At 69.4% G+C, this 25025-nt stretch carries 19 protein-coding genes; 9 read left to right on the top strand and 10 right to left on the bottom strand.

The annotated features are described in order from the left end of the window. Nucleotides 1–360: 360 nt before the first annotated feature. Nucleotides 361–1461, bottom strand: a complete 1101-nt coding sequence (locus MFF06_RS09655; protein WP_238203255.1) for a PAS domain-containing protein — start codon at nt 1459–1461, stop codon at nt 361–363. A 134-nt stretch (nt 1462–1595) separates the two neighbouring features. On the opposite strand from MFF06_RS09655, the gene MFF06_RS09650 reads away from it, so the two are divergent. Further along, complete coding sequence (locus MFF06_RS09650; protein ID WP_238203253.1) at nt 1596–1790, top strand: hypothetical protein; 195 nt, start codon at nt 1596–1598, stop codon at nt 1788–1790. Between the two features lie 244 nt (nt 1791–2034). On the opposite strand, the gene MFF06_RS09645 is transcribed toward MFF06_RS09650, so the two are convergent. After that, the gene (locus MFF06_RS09645) at nt 2035–3018 is read right to left on the bottom strand and encodes a LacI family DNA-binding transcriptional regulator (RefSeq protein WP_238203251.1); all 984 of its coding nucleotides are present in this window, start codon (nt 3016–3018) and stop codon (nt 2035–2037) included. Between the two features lie 193 nt (nt 3019–3211). Here MFF06_RS09645 and ptsP point away from each other — a divergent pair, with 193 nt between their 5' ends. The 5 genes from ptsP (at nt 3212) to MFF06_RS09620 (ending at nt 10710) form a co-directional block, all read left to right on the top strand. Beyond that, a complete protein-coding gene (gene ptsP / locus MFF06_RS09640; protein WP_238203249.1) occupies nt 3212–5755 on the top strand; it encodes a phosphoenolpyruvate--protein phosphotransferase in 2544 nt (847 codons plus the stop codon). Continuing rightward, nucleotides 5752–6696 carry a 1-phosphofructokinase gene (pfkB, locus tag MFF06_RS09635; protein WP_238203247.1) on the top strand — a complete coding sequence of 315 codons (945 nt, stop codon included), beginning with the start codon at nt 5752–5754 and terminating at the stop codon, nt 6694–6696. The genes ptsP and pfkB overlap by 4 nt, the downstream gene beginning before the upstream one ends. 135 nt (nt 6697–6831) lie before the next feature. Beyond that, nucleotides 6832–8553 carry a fructose-specific PTS transporter subunit EIIC gene (locus tag MFF06_RS09630; RefSeq protein WP_238203246.1) on the top strand — a complete coding sequence of 574 codons (1722 nt, stop codon included), beginning with the start codon at nt 6832–6834 and terminating at the stop codon, nt 8551–8553. A 231-nt stretch (nt 8554–8784) separates the two neighbouring features. Further along, entirely contained in the window at nt 8785–10296 is a 1512-nt protein-coding gene (locus MFF06_RS09625) for a carbohydrate porin (RefSeq protein WP_238203244.1), read from the top strand. Nucleotides 10297–10458: 162 nt separating this feature from the next. After that, a complete protein-coding gene (locus MFF06_RS09620) occupies nt 10459–10710 on the top strand; it encodes a hypothetical protein (protein ID WP_238203242.1) in 252 nt (83 codons plus the stop codon). A gap of 157 nt (nt 10711–10867) precedes the next feature. On the opposite strand, the gene MFF06_RS09615 is transcribed toward MFF06_RS09620, so the two are convergent. From MFF06_RS09615 to MFF06_RS09585, 7 genes are all read right to left on the bottom strand, one after another. After that, nucleotides 10868–11341 carry a Ros/MucR family transcriptional regulator gene (locus MFF06_RS09615; protein ID WP_238203240.1) on the bottom strand — a complete coding sequence of 158 codons (474 nt, stop codon included), beginning with the start codon at nt 11339–11341 and terminating at the stop codon, nt 10868–10870. A 392-nt stretch (nt 11342–11733) separates the two neighbouring features. Continuing rightward, nucleotides 11734–12258 carry a hypothetical protein gene (locus tag MFF06_RS09610; RefSeq protein WP_238203238.1) on the bottom strand — a complete coding sequence of 175 codons (525 nt, stop codon included), beginning with the start codon at nt 12256–12258 and terminating at the stop codon, nt 11734–11736. Then, complete coding sequence (locus MFF06_RS09605) at nt 12242–13051, bottom strand: hypothetical protein (protein WP_238203237.1); 810 nt, start codon at nt 13049–13051, stop codon at nt 12242–12244. The genes MFF06_RS09610 and MFF06_RS09605 overlap by 17 nt, the downstream gene beginning before the upstream one ends. Before the next feature lie 16 nt (nt 13052–13067). Then, complete coding sequence (locus MFF06_RS09600) at nt 13068–13673, bottom strand: hypothetical protein (RefSeq protein WP_238203236.1); 606 nt, start codon at nt 13671–13673, stop codon at nt 13068–13070. Nucleotides 13674–13950: 277 nt separating this feature from the next. Beyond that, nucleotides 13951–14304, bottom strand: a complete 354-nt coding sequence (locus tag MFF06_RS09595) for a hypothetical protein (protein ID WP_238203235.1) — start codon at nt 14302–14304, stop codon at nt 13951–13953. Between the two features lie 179 nt (nt 14305–14483). Beyond that, nucleotides 14484–14741, bottom strand: a complete 258-nt coding sequence (locus MFF06_RS09590; protein ID WP_238203234.1) for a hypothetical protein — start codon at nt 14739–14741, stop codon at nt 14484–14486. 113 nt (nt 14742–14854) lie between these two features. Next, nucleotides 14855–15964 carry an SMP-30/gluconolactonase/LRE family protein gene (locus MFF06_RS09585; RefSeq protein ID WP_238203233.1) on the bottom strand — a complete coding sequence of 370 codons (1110 nt, stop codon included), beginning with the start codon at nt 15962–15964 and terminating at the stop codon, nt 14855–14857. Between the two features lie 215 nt (nt 15965–16179). On the opposite strand from MFF06_RS09585, the gene MFF06_RS09580 reads away from it, so the two are divergent. Next, nucleotides 16180–18654: a bifunctional diguanylate cyclase/phosphodiesterase gene (locus tag MFF06_RS09580; protein ID WP_238203231.1), complete on the top strand. Its 2475-nt coding sequence runs from the start codon at nt 16180–16182 to the stop codon at nt 18652–18654. A gap of 242 nt (nt 18655–18896) precedes the next feature. On the opposite strand, the gene MFF06_RS09575 is transcribed toward MFF06_RS09580, so the two are convergent. Continuing rightward, nucleotides 18897–19577 (bottom strand): recombinase family protein, encoded by a 681-nt coding sequence (locus MFF06_RS09575; protein WP_238203230.1) that lies wholly within the window; start codon nt 19575–19577, stop codon nt 18897–18899. 318 nt (nt 19578–19895) lie between these two features. On the opposite strand from MFF06_RS09575, the gene MFF06_RS09570 reads away from it, so the two are divergent. Beyond that, a complete protein-coding gene (locus tag MFF06_RS09570) occupies nt 19896–20111 on the top strand; it encodes a hypothetical protein (protein WP_238203229.1) in 216 nt (71 codons plus the stop codon). A 946-nt stretch (nt 20112–21057) separates the two neighbouring features. Beyond that, nucleotides 21058–25025: beta strand repeat-containing protein (locus MFF06_RS09565; protein ID WP_238203228.1), on the top strand; the 3968-nt coding region annotated here is incomplete at its 3' end.

Raw genomic sequence — 25025 nt, 5'->3', positions numbered from 1 at the left:
CGATCGCGGTGTCCGGCATGCACCCGCTCAACCGGCTTTCCGAGAGGCGGCGGAGCGATCCGGGACTATGGAGCCCTCAAGAGTCGCTGCGGGAGGATGCACACGCGCCCGTCGTCCTCGCGTGCGCCTGCGAAGACGACGCGAGGTCGTAAGCCGTCAGGACCAGCCCGGTCGGGCTCTCAGGGCGCGCGACTTCTCTCATGGTCTGTCCGCTCTCGCCGGGACGGCGAGGTCCGCGTCAACGGGCGTTGCCCGGGACCGCATGGAACTGCGGCCCCGCCGGATGCGGGACGAAGAAGGCCCATCCGCCGCCTCCGTCGAGGGGCGAGGGGTGGGCCTGCCGGGGCGGGTGGCCCGCGATCAGACCTCGCGGATGCCGGGCTTGCGGCCGGGTTCGAAGGTGAACTCGACGCCGGCCCGCTCGAGGGCGCAGCGCACCGCCAGAATCGTGTCCGCGCGGGGTCGCACCGACGAGCCGGGATCCTCCAGCCGGTTGATTGTCGAGACGGAGACGTTCGCCCGCGCGGCCAACTCGTCCTTCGACAGGTTGGTCAGTCCCCGGGCCGCGCGGACCTGTCCCGGCGTCAACACGCCGTCGCTGACCGGCAGATCCGGCGTGACCGTCCCCGACCCGCCGGTCTCCGGGACCGGCGCGCCGTAGCGGTTGCGGCCCGGGACGTTGAGACAGACGCCGACCCATTCCCGCACCGAGCCGTCCCTGTTGAGCACCGGGGCGCCCCGGGCGTTGAACCAGCGGTAGATGCCGTCCGCGCACTGGACGCGGTATTCCGTGTTGTAGGGGGCGGTGTGCTCCACCGCCGTCGTCCAGGCGGCGAAGGTCCGGGCGCGGTCGTCCGGGTGGACGGCATCGAGCCAGCCGAGCCCCTGCATTTCTCCGTAGCTCTGCCCGGTGAGCGCCATCCATTGGGGCATCTCGCTCGGTTCGCCGTTCGCCTTGTTGATCCAGAACACCGAGGCGGTGGCAGTGATGAGTGCATTCAGCCGATCGTGCCGCTGCATGAGCGAATTGATGGCATCATGCTGCGCCGTCACGTCGAAAATGACGCCGATGCCCTGGCTCGCCCGGCCCGTGGGCCCGATGATCGCGTCCGCTTGGTGCAAGAGCCAGCGTTGCGTGCGATCCGGCCGGATGACGCGGAACTCGCGACAGACCGACTGCCCGGCCCGCAGGACCGAGATCTGGTCCCCGTGTGCCGCCCGATCCTCGGGATGGATCATGTCCATGATGATGCTGAACGAGATATCCTCGTCCGGGTCGAGGCCGAGGATGCGGTACAGCCCCGGCGACGCCTCGATCATCTCGCTCTCGAGGTCCGCCGACCAGAATCCGACCTTCCCGGTATCCTCGATCAGCTTGAGGAAGTGGCGCGAGGAGACGGCCCGCTGGGAGATGACGATCTCCCCTTCCGGCATCTTGCGCATCAATGACCGTGTCGGCATCGCCTGCTCCCTTGTCCGTTCGTTGCGGCCCCGGCGGTGGAGAAGCCACGATCTTTCTCTCGAAAGAATGAAAATGGCTTCATAAATGTCATTACGTCATCAAAATACGCGAATATCGCGCTGGCGCAAGGAGAATGAACCGCGAATGGATGCTTGCCGTCGCGGCTGTCCACCAAGTGGAAATTGATGAATGGTATGTTTTGCCGTTCCTCGACGGCGTTGAGAACTTCGCAGTCGATATCAAGCTGAGTGGTCTAATTCAGCGTCTTTTCCGGTCTTTTCGGCTAGAAATGAAATATTACGACGGTCGTCGTCGGATCCGTGCGTGACGCGCACGACAACGGGGGCGCAAGCGAGCGCACTGGAGCGCCGCCGCGATCCCGGGAACGAGATGTCGCCCATCCGGGCTGGCGGCGGGACGTCCTTCGGCCCATGGCGCGACGTGCCTCGGGGGCCGGATTAGGGGAACGGTGGCGTCTCGACGGTCGCGCCGTCATCTTCCCCCTGTGCCCGCAGGAAAGGGCGAGGGCATCTCCGGCAGGCTGTCGGACAGGCGGCGATCCCGCCACCCGGTCACCGTGCCAGGGTCGATCCGCGACTCACCATGCGCCCGCTGAGGACCACCTTGCGGATGGGCTGGTCGGGGTTGGCGATTCGCTCAAACAACAGGCGCATCGCCTGAGTGCCGATCTCGGCCACGGGCTGCTCGATCACGGTCAACCCCGGTTCGACCAGGTCGGTCCAGGGCTCGTTGTCGAAGCCGGCCAGGGCGAGATCGCCGGGTATCGTAAGGCCGAGGGCGCGGGCGGCGCGCACCGCTCCCATCAGGATCAGGCCGTTCGAGGCGATCAGCGCCTCCGGTCTCGCGGGCCCGGCGAACCAGCGGGCGATCTCCGCCTCCGCGGCGGCGGCGTTGGGCGGAACCGCGCGGACCGCCGGCGTCAGGCCGTGGCGCGCCATGGCCGCCTCGTAACCCGCCCGCCGCTCCCGGGCGGTGGAGCTCGTGGAGCCGAACAGGCCGCCGATCCTCCGGTAACCCCCGGCGACGAGGTGATCGACGAGGGCGCTGCCGGCGGTCGGGTTGTCGAGGATCACGCTGTCATGGGCGCCGGGCGGTCCGGCCCGATCGATCAGCACCACGGGATAGTCCAGCGGCTCGTCCCCCAGCGTCGCGGTGGTGGCGACGGTCGGCGCGAAGATCACGCCGGTGACGCGCTCCTCCTCCATGAGCCGGAGATACATGGCCTCGCGCGCGGGATCCTCGTCGGTGTTGCAGAGGATCACCCGCATCCCCGAGGCGAAGGCGGCATCCTCCACCGCGCGGCTCACCGCCGTGAAGAACGGGTTGCGGATGTCGGCCACGATCAGGCCGATGGTCTGCGCCGCCTGGGAGCGCAGGCGCCGGGCCGACAGGTTTGGCCGGTAACCGGTGGCCCGCACCGCCTCCGCGACCTGCTCCCGCAGGGCGTCGCTCACCGGTCCACGTCCGAGGGCGCGGGAGACCGTCGCCGTCGAGACGCCCGCCGCCCGCGCCACCTCGCGGATGCCCACCTTCATGTCCCTGCGCCCGCCTCTGCTGGGAAACGTTTTCAGTCTCCCCAGCGTGATTGCCACCGTTCGTCCCCCTGCACAAGGGGCGACCGACTCCTCTGCGCCGGGGGACGATTGACAATCGATGTGAAAACGTTTTCAGTGCAATCCACAGTAAGACGGTGAAACGACCGTCAGTCTGACGGGAGGAGAGCACGCCATGCTCGCACCGACACCCTCGTTCGCACCGCAGATCCTCGTGCGACGGGCCGCGCGGCCCGCCTCGAAGGAGGATGCGATTCGCGAGGCCGCCCAGTTGCTCACGGCGGCGGGCTGCATCGACGCGGCCTACGGCGACGGCATGCTCCGCCGGGAAACGGTGGCGAACACCTTCCTCGGGCACGGCGTCGTGATCCCCCACGGGATGGTCGACGACCGCCACCTCGTCCGAGCGAGCGGCATCGCCGTGCTGCAGGTGCCGGACGGCGTGCTCTGGCACGACGGGCAGTCGGCCCACCTCGTGGTCGCCATCGCCGCGCAGTCGGACACGCACATCACGATCCTGCGCCGCCTGACCCGGCTCATCCAGGACGAGGCGCGCCTCGCCCACCTGCGCACGACGGAGCGCGACGCCGACATCGTCGAGGCCCTGAGCGCCGACTCCGCCACCGGCGTCTCCGGTCCCGCGACGGACCTGCGCCAGCGCTTCGACTGGACGGTGGATTATCCCACCGGCTTGCACGCCCGCCCGGCGGCCCACTGGGTGGAGGTGGCCAAGAGCTGCCGGGCGCGGATCCAGGTCCGCTCCGGTGCGCAGGTCGCCGACGCCAAGAGCCTGATCGGCCTGCTCCAACTCGGGCTGCGCTGCGGCGACGCCGTGACGATCTCCGCCGAGGGCGACGACGAGGCCGGGGCGCTCGCCAGGATCTGCGCGGCGGTCACCGGCCTGAGCGCCGGGGAGAAGGCGGCGGCGCAGCGGGCGGCCGAGGCGGCGGCGAAGGCGGCGGGCCCCGTGGCCGGCTGGAACCCGGCCGGTGGGCCGACGATCATGGCCGGCATCGGGGCGAGCCCCGGCATCGCCATCGGGCCGGTCCATGTGCTGGCGAGCGCCGAGGTCGCGGTGCCGGACGAGCCGGAGCCCCTGACCACCGGCGGCGACCGCCTGCACCGGGCGCTCGGCGCCACGGCCGACCAGCTCAAGGCGCTGGCCGACGATACCGAGCGGCGCCTCGGCAAGGCGGACGCGGCGATCTTCCAGGCGCAAGCCGAGCTCATCCAGGACACGGACCTCATCACCCTCGCCTGCCAGCTGATGGTGGAGGGCCACGGCGTCGCCTTCGCCTGGAACGAGGCCGTCTCGCGGCTCGCCGGGCAGCTCGCGGCGCTGGGCAATCCCGTCCTCGCCGGGCGCGCGGCCGACCTGCGCGATGTCGGCCGCCGGGTGCTGGCGCAGATCGATCCCGCCCTGAAGAGCGGCCACGACCTGCCGGACAGCCCCTGCATCCTGATCGCACCGGACCTCGCGCCCTCGGACACGGCCGGGCTCGATCCCGCGCGGGTGATCGGGCTCGCCACCGCCCAGGGCGGCCCGAGTTCCCACACCGCCATCCTCGCTCGGACGCTGGGGATCCCGGCCATCGTGGCGGGCGGCCCCGGCCTCCTCGCCCTGGCCAACCAGGCCACCGCCATCCTCGACGGCGGCACGGGACGCCTCTACCTCGACCCGAGCCCGGACGATGTCGCCTCCGCGGAAGACTGGCGCCGGAAGCAGCGGGCGCAGGCCGAGGCCGAGGCGCGGGAACGCGCACTCCCCGCCCGCACCCGTGACGGACATGCGGTCGCCGTGGGGGCGAACGTCAACAATCCCGAGCAGGTCCCCTTCGCCCTCGATCAGGGCGCCGAGGGCGTCGGCCTGATGCGCACGGAGTTCCTGTTCCTGGAACGGGGCGACACGCCCTCCGAGGATGACCAGTACGCCACCTATTCGGGGATGCTGAAGGCGCTCGGCGGCCGTCCGCTGATCGTGCGGACCCTCGATATCGGCGGCGACAAGCAGGTCGCCCACCTCAACTTGCCCCGGGAGGAGAACCCCTTCCTCGGCGTGCGCGGCGCCCGCCTGCTCCTGCGGCGGCCCGACCTGCTGGAGCCGCAACTGCGCGCCCTCTACCGGGCGGCCAAGGACCACGTCGCCGCCGACGCGCCGACGGGGGCGCACGCGCCGCTCTCCATCATGATGCCGATGATCACCTCGGTGCCCGAGGTGCTGCGCCTGCGCGCCATCGCGGAGGGTATCCGGGCCGAGATCGGCGCGCCTTACGTGCCGCTCGGCATCATGATCGAGGTCCCGGCCGCCGCGATCCAGGCTGACGTACTGGCCCGGCACTGCGACTTCTTCTCCATCGGCACCAACGACCTCACCCAGTACGCGCTGGCCATCGACCGGCAGAACACGGAACTCGCCCCCGAGGCGGATTCCCTGCATCCGGCCGTGCTGCGGCTGATCCACATGACCTGCGAGGGCGCCGCCCGGCACGGGCGCTTCGTCGGCGTCTGCGGCGGCATCGCGGGCGATCCCTTCGGCGCCTGCCTGCTGGCGGGGCTCGGCGTCCACGAGCTCTCGATGACGCCCCGCGACCTGCCCGGCGTGAAGGCGCGTCTGCGCGGCGCCGAGATCGCCGCCCTCAAGGCCCTCGCCCTGCGGGCCTGCGAGCAGGAAGACGCGGCCGGCGTCCGCGTCCTGGACGCCGAGGGAGCCGCCGCATGAGCCGGATCGTCACCCTCACCCTCAACCCGGCCATCGACCAGACGGTCGTCCTCGGCGCGCTGGCGCCGGGCGAAGTCCACCGGGCGCGGGCCGTGGCGCGCCATGCGGGCGGCAAGGGCGTCAACGTCGCCTGCTGCCTCGCCGACTGGGGCTTGGCCGCCGCCGTCACCGGCCTGCTGGGCGCCGACAACGACGCGGCCTTCCGCCAGGTGTTCGCGGCGAAGGGCATCGAGGACCGGTTCATCCGGGTGCCGGGCGAGACCCGGACCAACCTCAAGCTCCTCGATACCGGTTCGGGCGACACGACCGACATCAACCTGCCGGGGCTGCCCGCGGGCGATGCCTTTGCGGCGGTAAGGACGGAGCTTCTCGCCAGGGCGGGGCGGGGCGACCTCGCGGTCCTCGCCGGGAGCCTGCCCGAGGGGATCGCCGCGGACGCCTACGCCGACCTGACGGCCAGCTTGAACGCGGCGGGCGCGCGGGTGGTGCTCGACGCCTCCGGTCCGGCGCTGAAGGCCGCCCTCGCGGCGGGTTCCGAGGGGCTGCCCCACGCCGTCAAGCCGAACCGGCACGAGCTGGAGGAATGGGCCGGGCACCGCTTGCCGACACTCCAGGCCGTGCGCGCGGCGGCGGAGGAATTGCGCGGCCGGGGGATCCCGGTCGTGGTGGTGTCCCTCGGGGCCGAGGGCGCGCTGTTCCTCACCGAGGCGGGTGCCGTCCACGCCTCCCCGCCGCCGATCGAGGTCGCGAGCACGGTCGGCGCGGGCGACGCCCTCGTGGCGGGTCTCGTCGCGGCCCTCGCGGCCCGGCTCGACCTGCCGTCGACGGCCCGCCTCGCGCTGGCCTTCGCCGCCGCCAAGCTCACGCGGGAGGGCGCGAACCTGCCCCCCCGGCCGGAGGTGGAGCGGATCGCCGGGACGGTGCGGGTCGTGCCGGCCTGAACGAACCTGCCGTCATTGCGAGCGGAGCGAAGCCATCCAGGAGCGCGCTCCATTCGGCGAGGGCCCGCTAACCCTGGATGGCTTCGCCGCGCTCGCAAAGACGAGCCGACCAACGAATGAGGAGGGGAGGGGACGATGACGCAATTACTGGCCGTGGTCGGCGGCGGTGAATTCTCGACCCAGGCCGTGCTGGCGCTGGAGGCGCTGCGCAAGGCGGCCGGGCGGCGCAACCAGCCCATCGCCCTGGAGCTGCGCGGCCCGGCGGGCTCGAACCCCCTGCCCGACGAGGCGGTGCGCGATGCGGGCGCGGTGCTGCTCGTCGGCTCCGGCGATCTGGGCGAGGGACGCTTCGGCGCGCTCGCCAAGGCGCGGGCGGCCATCGACGAGGTGCTGGCCGATGCCAACGCGGTGCTCGACCGCGCCCTGTCCCACACGGCCCCTGCGCCGGACGTCACGGCCCAGGCCGCCTCGGGCACGCGCCGGATCGTGGCGATCACCTCCTGTCCCACGGGCATCGCCCACACCTTCATGGCCGCCGAGGGGCTCCAGGCGGCGGCCGAGGCGCTGGGCCACGCGATCCGCGTCGAGACCCAAGGGTCGGTGGGCGCCCGCGACACCCTCACCGCGGCCGAGATCGCGAGCGCCGACATCGTGCTCATCGCCGCCGATACCGGCGTGGACCGCGTGCGATTCGGCGGCAAGCGGGTCTATGCCACCACCACCAAGGCCGCGATCCGCGACGGCAGGGGCCTGATCGCCACGGCCCTCGCCGAGGCGACGGTGCAGGCGGCCGATGCGGGTGCCGCGTCCGAGGGCGCCGCCCGGCCGGAGGCAGCCGAGCGCAAGGCCGGCGCCTACAAGCACCTGATGACCGGCGTGTCGTTCATGCTGCCCTTCGTGGTGGCGGGCGGGCTGCTCATCGCGCTGGCCTTCGCCGTCGGTGGCATCGACGCCATGGCGCCGGGCCACGAGGGAACCCTCGGCTATGCCCTCGGGCAGATCGGCGCCAAGGGGGCCTTCGCGCTCATCGTCCCGGCGCTCGCCGGCTACATCGCCTATTCCATCGCGGACCGGCCGGGCATCGCCCCCGGCATGGTCGGCGGGATGCTGGCGGCCAACCTGCAGGCGGGGTTCCTCGGCGGAATCGCGGCGGGTTTCATCGCCGGCTACACCGCCTCGTTCCTGAACCGTCACATCCGCCTGCACCGCAACCTCGAAGGGTTAAAGCCCGTCCTCATCCTGCCGCTGCTCGCCACCACGATCACCGGTCTCCTGATGATCTACGTGGTCGGCGTGCCCGTCGCCGCCGTGCTCGCCGCCCTCACCGGCTGGCTGAAGGGGATGCAGGGGGCGAGCGCCCTGGTGCTCGGCCTCGTCCTCGGCGGCATGATGGCCATCGACATGGGCGGGCCGATCAACAAGGCGGCCTACGCCTCGGCGGCGGCCCTGCTCTCCTCGGGCGTCGACGCCCCGATGGCGGCCGTGATGCTCGGCGGCATGACCCCGCCGCTCGGCCTCGCCCTGGCGACCCGCCTGTTCCCCGCGAAGTTCTCGGCCCCCGAGCGGGAGGCGGGCGGTGCGGCGGCGGTGCTGGGCGCGGCCTTCATCACCGAGGGCGCGATCCCCTTCGCGGCGGCGGACCCCCTGCGGATCATCCCCGCCCTCGTGGCGGGGTCGGCGACGGCGGGCGCCCTCGCGCTGACGCTCGGCGTGACCCTCAAGGTGCCCCATGGCGGCCTGTTCGTCCTGCCGATCCCGAATGCCGTCGGCAACCCGCTGGGTGCGGTCCTCGCGCTCGTGGCGGGGACGGCGGTCACGGCGCTGGTGGCCGGATTCCTGAAGAGGCGCGCGGCCTGAGAGCATGGCCGGACATTCGGCCGTTCTTCTATCGCTGTCCTCATCCTGAGGCGCCGGAGCGCAGCGGAGGCCTCGGAGGAGCCCTCCAGACAGCGCGGTGCTCCCCGGACCCTCCTTCGAGGCGGCTCCGCCGCACCTCAGGATGAGGAGGAGGGATCGGAAAACGGGACTTCCGGCCAGGCTCCGAGGAGCATCCGCGCAACGAGCAAGACGACAGGGGGGACTTTCATCATGACCACATTGCTGACACGCCTCGCCCTGCTCGGCCTCGGCCTCGCCGCCGGCCCACAGGCCTTCGCCCAGGAAACGCCGGCCGCCGCCGGCACCGGGATCGGGATCGGCCTGCCCGCCACCGCCGTCGCGCCGGTCCTGCGGCAGCGCCTCGCCCGCCGCTCTCCGCCCCCACCGAGGACCGACGGTCAGGGAATCAGCGGGGCCGAGAGCGCCGCCGGCGCGGCCGACACGCTGGGCCAGACCGCCACGCCGCCGACCCTGCCGCCGGGTACCCTCGACCTCGGCAACGGCTTGAGCTTCCTCCTGAACTACACGGGGCAGGCGGCGGGGAACCCCATCGGCGGCATCCGCCAGGGCTCGGCCTATGCGGGGCAACTCTTCTTCGGCATCGACGGCGACCTGCAGCGGCTGGCGGGCATCGACGGAGGCTCGTTCCACATCGCGGTCACGAACCGCCACGGGCGCAGCCTGTCGAACGACCTCATCGGCAACAACACCAGCGTGCAGGAAATCTTCGGCGGCGGTCAGACCACGCGGCTGACGCTGCTGTCGTACCAGCAGAAGCTGTTCGACAATCGCCTGGATGTCGAGATCGGGCGGCTCGTCGCCAACATCAGCTTCCTGAACTCGCCGCTGTACTGCAATTTCCAGTCGAATTCAGCCTGCGGCAACCCGACATTCGTGTTCAAGACCTCGAACTTCACGTTCTGGCCGGTCTCGAGCTGGGGGGCGCATGCCAAGGCGTGGCTCACCGACAAGGTGTTCTTCCATGCGGGTGCCTACGAGGTGAACCCGCGCCACCAGCAGCCCGGCGACAACGGGCTCGACTTCTCCCTCCGGGGCGCGACCGGGGCGATCATGCCCTTCGAGCTCGGCTACACCACGACCTTCGCCAACGACGCGCTGCCCCGCAATTACGGCATCGGCGGCTGGTACGACGCCTCCGACTACGCCGACCCGGTGCGCGACGTCACCGGCCGCCCCTCGGTGCTCACCGGACTGCCGGCTCAGACCCGGTTCGGCCGTTCCGGCGTCTTCGCGCGCTTCGATCAGATGGTCTGGCGCCCCGATCCCACCGGGATCCAGGGCCTGACGATCTTCGGCGTGGCGATGGCGGGCACCTCGGGCCGCCTCGTCGAGGATTATTTCCTTGAACTCGGCGCCGTACAAACCGGCACCTTCGCCGGGCGGCCCTTCGACACGGTGGGCTTCGTCGTCAACACGCAGGCCTTCAGCCCGCTGGCCCTCTCGAACATCGCTCTGGCACAGAACACCCTTGGATTGTTTCGTAGCATTCCGAAGCAGCAGGTGATGATGGAGTTGAACTACGGTATTCAGGTGACGCCGGCCATCCGACTGACGCCAAACCTGCAGTATATCGTCAATCCGGACCAGACACGGTTTCCCTATTACCGCAAGAACATCCCCGATGCCTTTGTGATCGGCGCCAAGCTGTCGGTGGACCTGTTCACCCTGGCGGGCGCGGCGCGGGGGCCCGGCAGCCTGTAGCGGCCCAGCCATCGGTCCCTCGCGGGCGATGCGCCTTCATGCGCCCGGCCGATGGCGCGGCGGGCGTCGCGGCCCTATAGGGCGGGGGTCCGCAAGGCGTCGCCCCCTTCTTACGGGAGTTTGGACGGGTGCCGCCGCGCGGGGCGTCGAAGGAGTCCCGCCATGGCGATGAGAACGAGCTACGTGGTGCAGCCCTTCGAACTTCACCGCAAACGGCTCCGGCCGGGGCGACAGGAGTCGGCCTCGACGGAGAGCGGCGCTATCAAGAAGGCCGAGAATCTGGCCAAGCGGATGCCGGGCGCCGCCGCCCTGAAGGTCGTTGCTGATGACGAGACCGGCGAGTTGGAGGGCGTCACCGTCCTCGGCTCGTGGGGCGAAATCCCCGACGACTTCGTGGAAAGCCTGCAGGGATAGGACCTTGTCCGGGATCTCCGGGCCGCCTCCGCTCCGTCGTCATTGCGAGCGAAGCCATGACGGGAGAGCGGCGATCCGAATCCGATCGGAACTGCCCTTAGGGCGGAGCCGACCAAGTCGGACCGGCGCTATTCCTTAGCCCGTTCGGCGGAAGGATTCAGGCCGCCTGGCTGCGCTTCCGCAGGCTCGCGGGCTGCGCCGCCTTCGGCGCCGCGGGACCGCCCCGGATGCCGAGGCCCAAATCCTTGGCGAGTTGCGAGCGCCGCTCGCTGTAGGCGGGCGCGACCATCGGATAGTCGTCCCGCAGTCCGAACCGCTCGCGGTAGGTGTCCGGGGTCAGCCCGTAGGTCGCGAGGTGGCGCTTGAGCGTCTTGTAGCTCCGTCCGTCGAGGAAGCTGACGATCCCGCCGTGCTGGACCGACTTGCGGATCTGCGCCGCCGTCGGCTTCGCCACGGTCTCGCGCTCGGCCTCGGCGACGGGCGCGCTCAGCTTGACCAGGGCGTCGCGCACGCAGGCGATCAGGGCGGGCAGCTCGTTGGAGGGCACGCGGTTGTTCGACACGTAGGCTGCCACGAGATCGGCGACGATGAGGTGCAGCGACGGAGACGTGGCCTCGAATTCTTCGGACATTCCATTTCTTCCCGGTTTCGTGCCGGCCATCGCGGCTCAAGATAGCTGCCAAGCGTGACTGGACCCGGCAAGTAAATTAAATTTCTTTGCTTGTGAATGCGGATATTTGCTTAGCTCGCGATCACTCAAGATGATGTGATCCGTGGTCCCGGAGAGGCTTGCCGGAATAATGCAAGAAAATGCATTCTCGCTGATCTAGACCAATGCCGGTATTCCTGTCTCGGGCGGTGCGGACGTCTCGTCCGGCGGCCTGTCGGTGCCGAAATATCCCGCTTCGAGTTGCCGGGCATGCCGAGCCGGCTCCTCCGGTGTGACCGAATTCCTCGCTCGTCGTGAGAGGGGATCTGTGCTGCGGAGACGGGGCTGGAATGGCGGGCGGCGGGCCCGCCCCGTCACATCCGCTCGGCCGGACCCTTGCCCTGCCCGCCGGACGGCGCGTTCAGGCGCTGCGCCAAGCCTTCCCTGTCGATGGCGCAGCCGGGGCCGAGATGGGCGGCAACGACGGGCGAGGGGTGCAGGGGCAAGGCGAAGGAGCGGGCGAGCACGGCGGCCTTCTCGTCGAGCCACGTGTCCCAGATCGGCTGGTCGGGGTAGGCGTGCCCCTTGAAGAAGAACGCGACCTCCTCCTGAGGCGACGCGCTCTTCACGGCGATGTCCCTGTGCCAGCCCTCGCCGGAGACGATGCCCAGCCAGATGCGGCAGGACCCTGCCTCGGCCACCACCGCCCTCCGGCCGAGGACGCGGTCTTCGTAGCTCGTACGGTAGCCCGCCTGCTCCAGGGCGTCCGCTAGGGCGACCTCGGCCTCCGGGCCTTGCTGCGAATGGTTGGAGACAATGGTCCAGGCCTTGAGGGGGACGGAGACCAGCAGGCCCAGCGCGACGACGGGCAGGAGGACCCTGCTAGGCCGAAGCCGCATGGCGGGCCCCGTAGCTCAGCGTCCCGAAGACGGCGGCCACCATGAGCCAGCTTGCGATGCTCGCACCCACCGCGCCGTGGATTAGATCGTAATGCGCCGGGTACAGGCCGATCAGGCTGATGCGCCCGACATTCAGCGCAACGATCACCACGCAGCAGAGCAGGCCCCAGCGCAGGCCCGGCGATCCCGTCTCCCGCCGCATGTGCAGGAAGAGCGTCCAGCCGAGGACCGCGAGCGAGACGTTGGCCATGGACGAGCAGCCCGCCGCGATCCAGAGATGGCTCACGCCGTCCGACAGGGTGATCACGTTCCCTTCCCTCGGCAAGCCGAGGGCGGTGCTCACGAGGATCGCGTCGGCCTGGAGAAGCAGATCGCTGAACAGCGAGAAAATCAGCTTGCTCCAAAACATCGGGAACGTCACCGCGAGCAGGATCCAGCCCGCCCGCCGTGCCGCCGAATCCCGTTCGGAGGCCGACAGGATGTCGAGGGCGAGGAGGGTCAGGCCGACCCAACTGACGTATTTGACGGGCAGGATGAAGAACACGGCGAGGGCGATCAGCCGCCATTCCTCGCCGGCGGCGAGGGGCCGGTCAGGCTCCTTGCGCAACTCCGTCACCGCGACGAAGGCCGCGACCCAGACGATGACGCTGATGCCGAAGGTACTGGTGATCGCGCCGGTGACGCCCAGTTCCAGCACCGCCTTCTCGATGTTGAAGGAGATGGCGTTGAGGAATCCGATGATGGCCAGCCTGGACAGCGCGTCGATCCGGCCGATGGCGCGGATGCGGGTCATCGCGGGCCCCGGTCGATCAGGAACGGATGCGGGCGCGACGGCGACGCACGAGGGCGTAGATGCCCGCGCCGATCAGGAACGGAAGGCCGGCACCCGCCTCGGGGCCAGGGGCGCCGACATTCGAGCCGCCACCACCGCCGCCGCCACCGAAGAAGGTCGAGGGGGAGTTGCTGCTGCCGAACAGAGAGGAGCTGCTGCCGGTGTCGCTCGACAGGAGGTTCGCGAGCGTCGACTGGCCGGACCCTGCGGGGCTGCCGGTGGTGGGGGTGGCGTCCCTGGTGCCGCCACCACCGCCGCCACCGCCGCCCGCGGTCCCGCCGACGATGGCGGTGGGCGTAATCGAACCCTGGGCCGAAGGACCGCCGACGGGGGCGGCGACGGCGATCGCCGAGTTCGAGGTGTTGCCGAAGCACAGGTTCTTGGCGCCTTCGAGGGCCATGGAGCCGCCGAGCGCCTTGAATTCGATGGTGTCCGAGGGGCCGTTCCCGGTCTTGGCCGATCCGCAGCTTTTGGTGTCGGCGACCAGGACCTTGGGGTCGAGATCATCCGCACCCGCCGCGGCGGCCGGAACCGCGAGGCTGACGAAGGCCAGGGCCAGGAAGGACGTGCGGAGGTAGGGCATCGGAAGCGTGCTCGACACTGAACTCACGAGTTTATGTCAAACTCACCAGGCGCAGAAAAGGCAATGGTTAAGGGTCGGTGAAAACTACTGAGACGCCGCTACGTCCCCCCTCGGTAGTGAGTAACCTTTCCAAGGAATCTCGTCATGGTCAAGCTTGGCGCGCCATTCGAGGGCGGCGCGAGGCGGCGTCAGGGCGCGCGACAGTCGCGAATACGGCGAACGGCGATCCGCTAGACCGCCGGGTGGTACTAAAGAACCGGGTGCCGACGCCGGCCGATCAGTGGATTGCCCACACACCCGCCACGAGGACCGCGCCGATGGTCCCGACGATTCCGAGAAACAGCGGGAGCGTCCAGGCGCGCTGCCCATGCGGATCAGCCGCCGCGCGCACACGGGGCGAGGCCGCCTCGTTGGCCCGCGCGAGCTTCACCTGCTGCGGGGTGGGAGGGGCGCCGCCCGCCTCTTCGCAGGTGCCGAGCATCGCCGCGCCCACGTCGAGATGCGGGACCTTGTCACCGGTGCGTCCGCTGTCGATGTCGCCCTTGAGCTGGGCGACGGTGGGCGACTCGGAGGGCGGTGGCTCGGCGACTTCCAAATTGCCGGGCGGCGGGGGCGTTTCGGAACGGAACATCGTGGGCCTTCTGTCGTGACGGACAGCAACGCGCCGGGCTTGCAACGGTGCCACGCTCCGTGCTGCGGCGCGGCGCCACCCGAGGCCGCTGCCCTCAGTGTCTGGTCGGAAAGCCCCCGGCGGCCCCTGAAGGCCACTTCGTCTTTGCGAGCGGGGCGACGACCCCTCCGGCCGGACTCTCAGGACGCTCCGGTCCCGTCCTCCGGCGCCTGCTCCATCTCGTCCACGATCCGCTGGAGCACCTCGGCCACCAGATGCGGCCAGGGCTCGCCGCGCTCCTGAAGCAGGCGGGCGGCTTCGACGAGGGCCGTGATCTGCTCCGGCGGGATGGCACGCTCAACGATCTGCGCGTAGCGGACCCGGGCGGCGAGTTCCGTCGCGAGGCGTTGGACCTGAGCGAGGCGCTCGGTCGGGTCACCAGATCCGTGTCCTGCCATCGTCCCGCGCAGAATGGGGCGGCGGTCGAGTCGCCGCGGAACCTCCATCTACCCGAACAACCTGCGCTCGAACGAGGGGGACGGGTGCGGCCATCCACCGCCGGATCGCGGCGTCAGTTCGGTACCGGCTTGGCGCCGATTTCCAGGCGGAAAATCGTCGTGGGGAATTTCACCGCCGAGGATTCGCCGCCGTTCATGGCCGGGGTCCGGTTCATCTGCGCGGCGGGGATCCAGAGGCCGCCCGACTCGTCGATCCACATGGCATCGACCCAGACGAGGCGCGGGTCCTGCACCAGGGTGCTCATGGTCCCGTCCGGCGCGATCTTGAGGACGCGGAGTCCATCCGTGTCGCTCGCGTAGATGTTGCCGGCGGCGTCGATTGCCGTGCCCCCGGTGGACACCGTGGCGGCGTGGAGCTTCACGTGCTTGCCGCGCTCGTCGTCGCTCGCGGTCTCGTCGTCGAGCCATCGGGTCTCGATGCTGTAGAGCGGCCCGGTGCAGGCCTGATAATAGAAGGTCTTCCCGTCCGGCGAGACTTCGAGCTGGTCGGCGTGGATCGCGAGCAGCCGGCCCTTGTCGTCGCGCAGCACCCGGCCCTGGCCGGTGAGCGGACGCTGGGCGACCGTCGACCAATGCCCGTCGAGGACCCGGTGCAGCTGTCCCGAGTCGAGGTCGAGCACGGCGATCCCCGGGCTTCCGGCATCGGTGAGATAGACCTTGCGGCCGTTGAAGCGGAAATCGTCGATGAAGCTCTTCTCGCGGATGATCGCCTGCAGGGGGTAGACCTTCCGCACGGTGTTGGTCGCGAGGTCGATCTGCACCAGCTTCGCGCCACCGGGGAGCGGCGTCTCGCCCATGCCCTGGAAGCCCTTGTCCACCACCCAGAGATCGCCGTCCGGTCCGATGCGGATGGCGTTCGCGGTCACGAAAGCCTTTGTGGGATCGTCGCCGGTCTTCCAGCCGTTCCAGGCCTCGTCCGGATAGGCGACCACCTTGCCGTCCTTCCACTCCCCGAGTTCGATCCCCGTGTCCTTGGTCTGCCGCTGGAAGGGCGAGAAGACCCTCCCGTCCTTCGAACGGGTGACGCCGTTGAAGACGAGGCTGTCGCTCTGGAGCACGGGCTTCAGGGCCTCCGACCCGGCGGCCGTCGGCTCCTGCGCGAGGGCGGGACCGGTGAAGCCGAGGGCGAGGAGGAGGGCGATCAGCGGCGAGGTGCGGGCCATGGGTGATCCGGAGCGAGGGGGGCCGGTGCGTCCCCGGTCCAAGCGTCGGACCGACCGGTCCGTTCCCGGCCACGGCGACGCGCCGCCGGGGCTCGGCCGGATGCGCATCCGCTTTCGATCCGAAGTCGGCTATTTCGCTTACAGGTTGTACGTAAACACATCCGAAAGTTGTGGCGGGGGATGGTGAGCGCATCGGGATTCGCGCGAACGTTCCAATGTACCGTGCCATCACCTGCCTGACGCAAGAGCATACGTTCTGGGCCGTGCCCCTGGCCGCCCTGGTGTGTTGGTTATCGAGCGTCACCACCGTGTATCTGCTGCGGCAGTCGCGCTCGGAGAGTTCGGCGGGACATATCCTCTGGGTCGGCGGCGCCGGGATTACCGCCGGCATCGGCATCTGGAGCACCCACTTCATCGCGATGCTGGGCTACGATCCCGGTTTCGGGATCGGATACGATCCGGCGCTCACGGTGCTCTCGCTGGTCGTCGGCACGGCCTCGGCCTGCGGTGCCCTGGCGCTCGCGCGCACCACCCGGCGGGCGGCCGCCACGGTCGGCGCCGGGATCGTCCTTGGCCTCGGCATCGCGGCGATGCACTTCACCGGCATGGCCGGCATCCGGCTCGCCGGGACGATCGGCTGGCACTGGCCCCTGGTGGCGGCGGCGGTGACGGCCGGGTGCGGCCTCTCGGGCGCGGCGCTGCTCCTGGCGACGCGGCCCGGCGGGCGCCGCCTGCAACTGGAGGCGGCGACGGTGCTGACCGGGGCGATCGCCTGCCTGCACTTCATCGCCATGACCGCCGTGGTGATCGAGCCGGACCCGTCCCGGGCCCCCGAGGCGGGCGACTTCCCCAAGGCGATGCTGGCGAGCGGGATCGCGGTGGGGATGCTCACCGTGCTCGCGATCCTGGCCCTGTCCCTCGTGGCGGAGCACCTGCGCCAGACGAACCGGAGCCTGCGTGAGGGCAAGCGGCGCATCGCGGAGAGCGAGGCCCGCCTCGCCCTGGCGCTGGATGCGGGCAGCGACGGCCTGTGGGATTGCGACCTCGCCACCGGGGCGGCGTGGTGCTCGGAGCGCTGGTGGCGCTTCCTGGGCTACGAGCCGGGCGAGATGGAGGCCCACGCCCGCACGTGGCGTAGCCTCCTGCACCCGGAGGATGCGGCGTTGACGGAGCGGGTGCTGGCCGACCACCTGGAGGGCCGGGCGGCGACCTACGAGGTCGAGCACCGGATGCGCCGCAAGGACGGCACCTGGGCGTGGCTCCTCACCCGGGGCCGCGTGGTGGACCGCGCGGCGGACGGCACGCCGCTGCGCTTCGTGGCGACCCAGATCGACATCGGCGCGCGCAAGGCGGCGGAACGGCAGATCGCCCACATGGCCCGCCACGACGGCCTCACCGACCTGCCCAACCGCGCCCTGTTCTACGACCGGCTGGAGGAGCGCTTGGCCGAGCTGCGCGCGCGCGGCGGGGCGGCGGCGGTGCTGTGCCTCGACCTCGACCGGTTCAAGGCCGTGAACGACCGGCTGGGGCACCTCGCGGGGGACACCGTGCTGCGGGCGGTCGCCCACCGCATCCGCCTGGAGCTGCGGGCGGAGGACACGGTGGCCCGCCTGGGCGGCGACGAGTTCGCCGTGCTGATCGCGGAGGCCGCCGACATGAACGCCCTCGAAGGGCTGGCCGGGCGCCTGATCGCCTCCGTGGGCGAGCCGATCCGCGTGGAGGGGCAGGCCGTGGAGGTCGGCCTCAGCATCGGCATCGCCCTGGCGCCCCGGCACGGGACCAACGGCGAGGAGGTGATGAAGCGCGCCGACCTCGCCCTCTACCGGGCGAAGGCCGAGGGCCGGAACACCCACCGCATCTTCGCCGCCGCGATGGACGCCGCCGCGGCCGAGCGCCGGGAGCTGGAGAGCGACCTCCGCCGGGCCATCGAGGAGAACGAGCTCACGCTCCACTACCAGCCGCAGGTGACGACCGGCGGACGCGACCTCGTGGGCTTCGAGGCGCTGGTGCGCTGGCAGCACCCCGCCCGCGGGCTGATCCCGCCGAGCACCTTCGTGCCCCTCGCGGAGGAGTGCGGCCTCATCATGCCCCTCGGGGAGTGGGTGCTGCGGGCGGCCTGCCGCGAGGCGGCGACCTGGACCCGGCCCCTGAAGATCGCGGTGAACCTCTCGCCCCTGCAATTTCAGCAGGCGGACCTCGCGGAGCGGGTGCTGGCGATCCTGGCCGAGGCGGGCCTCTCGCCCACGCGGCTCGAACTGGAGATCACCGAATCGGTCATCATCAACGACATGGAGCGGGCGCTCAGCATCCTGCGCCGCCTCAAGGCGCTGGGCATCTCCATCGCGATGGACGATTTCGGCACCGGATACTCGTCATTGGCGACGTTGCAGGCATTCCCCTTCGACAAGATCAAGATCGACCGCGCCTTCGTCGGCCATGTGGAGGGCAGCCCGCAGGCGGCGGTGATCGTCCGCGCGGTCCTCGGCCTCGGGCGCAGCCTCGGCATGGGGGTGGTGGCGGAGGGCGTGGAGACGCCGCACCAGATGCGCTTCCTCACCGACGAATCCTGCGACGAGGTGCAGGGCTACCTCGTCGGCAAGCCGCAGCCGATCGAGCGGTTCACCCGCTACATCCACGGGGCGGGGCGCACCATCGTCTGGTCGGAGGAGGGCATGACCAACGCGGCCTGAGACCGCGGGCGCGAGACCCGGGAGAATCACCCGACTCCCCCGGCAAGTGGAACCGCGGCCACGCGGCCCCGGCCGAAGTGTCGTTCCGGCCCGTCCAAGAGGAACCGCGCCGAAGACCGGGGCTTCCACGGGGCGCGGCGGCGAAAAGCCTTCCACGCCGCCCGACAGAGATGTGGAAAACTTCAAAACTCGGGCTTGTTGCAGTTCGGATACACCGCCGGAGCGCTCCCGCCGGACCCCGATCAAGGCCCCCCCGTTTCCCCCGATAGACTGGTTTGGCGGCGCCCATCGCCCAGGCCGTCCACCCCGGCGCCGGGACAATCCCGGCACATCCCGCCATCCAGCGCGGCGATAGACCGTTGAAGCGTGCGCGGGGAGACGCCGAGATCCCGCGCCAGCGCCCCGGCCGCCATCCCATGACAGAGCAGCGCGCACCGGGCCGCGACGATCTGCTGATGAACGAGCGCCCGCGGGCGCCCCACCCGGCACCCCCGCGCCTTGGCCGCAGCCATGCCCGCGCGGGTCCGTTCGCTGATCAGGGACCGCTCGAACTCAGCCAAAGCGGCCATCATATGAAACATTAGCCGGCCGCCGGAGGAGCTCGTATCAATATTTTCGGTCACTGACCGGAAATGAATCCCGCGCGATCCCAGCTGTTCCATCAACAGAACCAATCCGGATAGCGATCTGCCGAGCCGGTCTAGCCGCCACACCACCAATGTGCCACCCGGTCGCAAGTTCTTCATGGCAGTCTTCAGCCCGCCACGACTAAAGCGAAAGCCGGATACACCGTGATCGGTGTATATCCGTTCGCATCCAGCCCGCTCCAGCGCCCCGACCTGCAGATCGAGCCTTTGTTCTTCGGTAGAAACCCGAGCATATCCAATAATATGTGGCGTTGACGACTGATGTTTTGTGGTCATTTGGTGCTTTCATAATCGTTAATTTTTGGACTTCGGTCGGGATTTCTTAACTTTTGCCGCTCCGGGACTCCGTTTGCGTTGACAGAAGGGGTCCCTTCTGGCCGCGCAACCGCTGGCGGCGCGACCGAAGGGCGTATAGAAGAAGAACAACAACTTACGGTGTGCAATTTATCGGTCTTCTTCGTCTGAAGTCTTGATGTCGCAAGGGACCCTTTTTGTCACGGCCTTTCGAAAGCGCGTGAACGGCAATCACGACTTGCGCTGATCTTCGGAATGCCACCTGCGTGCGTTATCGCGGGCGTTGGTTGGGGGTGTCGGATGGTTCGGCCTGATGGCGATCAGGCGGCGGTGGCCGATGGGCTCACCGGCCGCGAGGAGGAGCGTGCGCCCGCCGTGCTCGGCTTCGCCGCCTGCGCGATCTCGGGCTTCGTGGTCGGCCTGCTGGTGCACGAGGGCTGGGCCAGCGCGGCCCTCGTGGCCTCCCTCGTCCTCGTCGCCGGCACCGCCGGCTGGGTCCTGCGGGGGCTGCGGTGATGCGCGCCGTCCGCACCACGCCCTTCGCCGGCCGCGACGTGACCGCGCCGGCCCCCCGCGCCCCTCGGCGCGGGGTCGATCCGCAGCCGGTCGAGGCCCGGCTGAAACACGTGCGGCGTTCTCGGAAGGACTTGGATCGGGCGCCGCCCCCGTCGGTGCTGGAGCGGTTTCGGTTTGACTCGGATCGTCGCGCCCCAATGGGGAACGCGGGCTCCCTCCCCCTTGCGGGGAGGGGAAGGGGTGGGGGTGGTGCAGGAGGCACCGCCGCGCTTCGTTCGGCACCACCCCCACCTCCCACTCCTCCCCGCAAGGGGGAGGAGAGCGCGTCGTGCAAAGCCGATTCAGGTTCGAACGAAATCGCTCTGGCACTAGCGAAGCAAAGCTGGGCAACGGGACCAGCCCGGACGGTGCGAATCCCTGGATTCCTTCGATTCGCTCGCGAAGACGGTCAAGCCGACGTCCTGGATCAAGCCGAAAACGCTCTCGCTCCCCCGCCGCGACCCCATCCTGAGAGGCTGACCGAGAAGCCCCTCCGTCCCCTCGGGCTCCCTCATCCCGAGAGCCTGACCGAGAAGCCCCTCGTTCCACTCACCCCCCTCATCCTGAGGTTCGGCGACAGCCGCCGCGAAGGAGGGCTCAAGAGGGCGCTGCGCGGTCCGAAGGTCTCCTTCGAGGCCTGCGCTGCGCTCCGGCACCTCAGGATGGGTGCGCGGGATGTGTGCAGCGTATTGCACGGGCTGAATGCCGGGGCTCGCCGGCTCGCCCCAATGTCCACGCGCCGCCGATCCCCCGATCCGCGCCTTCGCGAATGACGACGTCGCGCAGAGCGCGCTGTCATCTTGAGAACGAACCATTGGCGGCTGGGGAGCCGCCCTGAACGACAAACGAACATTTTCGGACATCCTTGCGCGACGGACCGTCGGCGCGACAACCATTCGGGGCCACCATGAACACGCACCGTGACGACCGGGACACCAACCGCCGGGATCGCCGCTTCTCCCACGCCGGCAACGCCGTGGGCCTGCGCGGCGAGCTGACCGACGGCCTCCGCCGCCGCATCATGGCGGCCCTGCGGCTGTCCTCGCTCTACGTGGCCTTCGGCCGGCGGTCGAAGCTGGGGGCGCTCGGCGCGGGGGCGGTGACGGCGACGTTTGGGATGGTGGGGTTGCTGGCTCCCTCGCAGGCTCTCGCGGGAGCTGTCACGGTCTATTTCAACGATGGGTTGGATGGGCAATGTCAAACAGTTAGCGATAATGGTAGCGATACACCAACTTTCGCTGTGAAAGACGCTTCCAAGTGCAGCCCGAATATTGCTGCACAAACAAACGAGGCTCTTTTTTTTAGTTTTGCGGCAAACAATGATCCAAATAGAATAAGTACAAGTCTCAGCCTTGGTGGCCAACTTTATGTCAACAGTGGTCGCATTATTGTACAAGACGTTGCAGGTGGTAACTCATTGCAACTGGGGAACACTCAAACAACTGGACGGAGTGCAGGTAATTTTGCTGTCGCGATTGGAGCTAATGTAACTAGCACAGGTATGTACTCAGTAGCAATTGGTTTGAATTCGAATGCCACTGGATCAAGCGGTGTCGCAATAGGCGACACTGCCCAGGCGTATGGAGATTTTACGACCGCCGTCGGGCGCGGGACAGTCGCGAGCGTAACTGGTGCGGTCGCGCTTGGTGTGAGCGGGCGCAATGTGGGAGCCTCCGCTACGGGGCAGGATGCAACCGCCCTCGGCGGCGAATCGAAGGCCACCGCCCAGGGCGCTACTGCTCTCGGCAATTCCGCGAATGCCCTGGGGAACTTTTCTACGGGTCTTGGCACGCTCTCGAATGCTTCTGGTTCGTTCACGGTTGCTGTTGGAACAAACGCCTTAGCCTCCGGCTCAAACGCGACTGCCTTAGGGACCGGGGCGAATGCGACCGCTGGTTTTGCGGTTGCCGTCGGCCGGAACGCTTGGGCGCTGGCCTCTGGGGCCGCGGCGCTGGGCAGCAGCAGCGGCGGCGTTGGTGCAAATGCGACCGCCCAGGACAGCCTCGCCCTCGGCGGTGCCTCGGTCGCCAGCGTGGCGAACAGTGTCGCGCTGGGCAACGGGGCGACGACTACGACGGCGACGGCGACGTCCCAGGCGGTCATCAATGGCCAGACCTATGGCGGCTTCGCCGGCACGAGCCCGGTCGGCGTCGTCTCGGTGGGCAGCGCGGGCAGCGAGCGGCAGATCCAGAACGTCGCGGCCGGCCGGATCACCTCCACGTCGACGGACGCGGTGAACGGCAGCCAGCTGTACTCGGTGATTGCCACGCTGAGCAGCAGCACCGGCGGCAGCGGCGGTTTGCCATGGAATTCGGCGATCAACGCCTGGGACGGCGCCCACGGCACCGGCCAGCCGCAAAAGCTCGCCAACATCAACGCCATCGGCAACGGCGCCAACGCCACGAGCACCGACTCGGTGGCCTTCGGCCTGAATGCGAACGCCAGCAACAGCAATGCGATCGCCGTCGGCACCCTGGCCAACGCGTCCAACAGCTACGCCACGGCGATCGGCTACAAGTCCGTTGCCAGCAATTCGGGTTCCACTGCGGTCGGCTCCAGCAGCCACGGCAACGCGGCGACGGCGACCGGGCAGGACGCCACGGCGCTCGGCGGGCACACACTGGCCTCCGGCACCTTCTCTGCGGCCCTGGGCGTTGGCGCCAGCGCGACAGATTCCGCCGCCATCGCCCTGGGTGCGGGCGCCAATGCCACGGCGTCGGCCGCCATCTCCATCGGCCCCGCCGCGAACGCGACGGGCTCGGCCGCCATCGCTCTGGGTCTCGGAGCCAATGCCACGGATGTCGCCGGCTTGGCGCTGGGCTCCTTCGCCAACGCCACGGGCCGCTTCGGCACGGCGGTCGGCTCGGGTTCCAACGCGGCAGGTCTCGTGTCCACCGCCGTCGGCTTCAGCGCGAACGCATCCGGAATGGCAAGCTATGCCGGCGGCAACGGCGCTATCGCAGCCGGGGCGAACGCCGTGGCGATCGGCAGCGGGGCGCTCGCCACGCCCGACAGCAGCGTCGCCCTCGGCTCCGGGGCGAACGTCAACGTCGTCAACAGCGTCGCTCTCGGCTCCGGATCGGTCGCCACGGCCGCCACGAACGTGTCCTCCGTCACCATCGGCAGCGTCACCTACGGAGGCTTCGCCGGTAATTCGCCGGTGGGCTCAGTGTCCGTCGGCACGTCCGGCGGCGAACGGCAGATCCAGAACGTCGCGGCGGGCCGGGTGTCGTCCACTTCTACGGACGCGATCAACGGCAGCCAGCTTTATTCTGTCGCCTCTACGCAGACCAGCGCGGTGACCTCGCTCTCGACCGGGTTCAGCAGCACCGCCAGCGCGGTGACCTCGCTCTCGACGGCCATCGGCAACACCAGCGCGAGCACGGCGTCGTCCCTCTCGACGAGCGTCAGCTCGCAGGCGAGCCAGGTGTCGTCGCTGTCTTCGAGCGTGAGCTCGCAGGCGAGCACGGTGTCGTCGCTGTCGACGAGCGTCAGCTCCCAGGGGAGCCAGATCGCATCGATTTCCACGGGCGTGTCCTCGCTGAAGAGGGACGCGCTGCAGTGGAACTCGTCGCTCAACGCCTATGACGCGAGCCATGGAAGCGGTTCGCCGCAGAAGATCACCAACGTCGCCAACGGGACGATCAGCGCGACCTCGACGGACGCGGTGAACGGCTCGCAGCTCTACGCGACCAACAGCTCAGTGGCCTCGCTGTCGACGGCCATCGGCAATACCAGCGCGAGCACGGCCTCGTCCCTCTCGACCAGCGTGAGCTCGCAGGCGAGCACCGTCTCGTCGCTGTCTTCGAGCGTGAGCTCGCAGGCGAGCACGGTGTCGTCGCTGTCGACGAGCGTCAGCTCCCAAGGGAGCCAGATCGCATCGATTTCCACGGGCGTGTCCTCGCTGAAGCAGGACGCGCTGCAGTGGAACTCGTCGCTCAACGCCTATGACGCGAGCCATGGAAGCGGTTCGCCGCAGAAGATCACCAACGTCGCCAACGGGACGATCAGCGCCACCTCGACGGACGCGGTGAACGGCTCGCAGCTCTACGCCACCAACAGCTCGGTGGCCTCGCTGTCGACGGCCATCGGCAATACCAGCGCGAGCACGGCCTCGTCCCTCTCGACCAGCGTCAGCTCGCAGGCGAGCCAAGTCTCGTCGCTATCCTCCAGCGTGAGTTCACAGGCGAGCACCGTCTCGTCGCTGTCTTCGAGCGTGAGCTCGCAGGCGAGCACGGTGTCGTCGCTGTCGACGAGCGTCAGCTCCCAGGGGAGCCAGATCGCATCGATTTCCACGGGCGTGTCCTCGCTGAAGCAGGATGCGCTGCAGTGGAACTCGTCGCTCAACGCCTATGACGCGAGCCATGGAAGCGGTTCGCCGCAGAAGATCACCAACGTCGCCAACGGGACGATCAGCGCGACCTCGACGGACGCGGTGAACGGCTCGCAGCTCTACGCCACCAACAGCTCGGTGGCCTCGCTGTCGACGGCCATCGGCAATACCAGCGCGAGCACGGCCTCGTCCCTCTCGACCAGCGTCAGCTCGCAGGCAAGCCAAGTGGCCTCGCTGTCCTCCAGCGTGAGTTCACAGGCGAGCCAAGTCTCGTCGCTGTCCTCTGGCCTGAGTTCGCAGGCGAGCCAGATCGGCTCCCTGTCGTCGGGCTTGAGCGTGACGAACAGCTCGGTGGCTTCTCTGTCGTCGGGTCTCAGCTCTCAGGGAAGTCAGATCGGGTCTTTGTCCTCGGGCTTGAGCTCTCAGGCGAGCCAGATCGGCTCCCTGTCGTCGGGCCTGAGCGTGACGAATAGCTCGGTGGCCTCGCTGTCCTCGGGCCTGAGCTCTCAGGCGAGCCAGATCGGGTCGTTGTCGTCGGGCTT

It is taken from the genome of Methylobacterium aerolatum (assembly GCF_022179085.1).
Taxonomy (GTDB): domain Bacteria; phylum Pseudomonadota; class Alphaproteobacteria; order Rhizobiales; family Beijerinckiaceae; genus Methylobacterium; species Methylobacterium aerolatum.
This window is presented reverse-complemented; position numbering and strand designations above follow the sequence as displayed.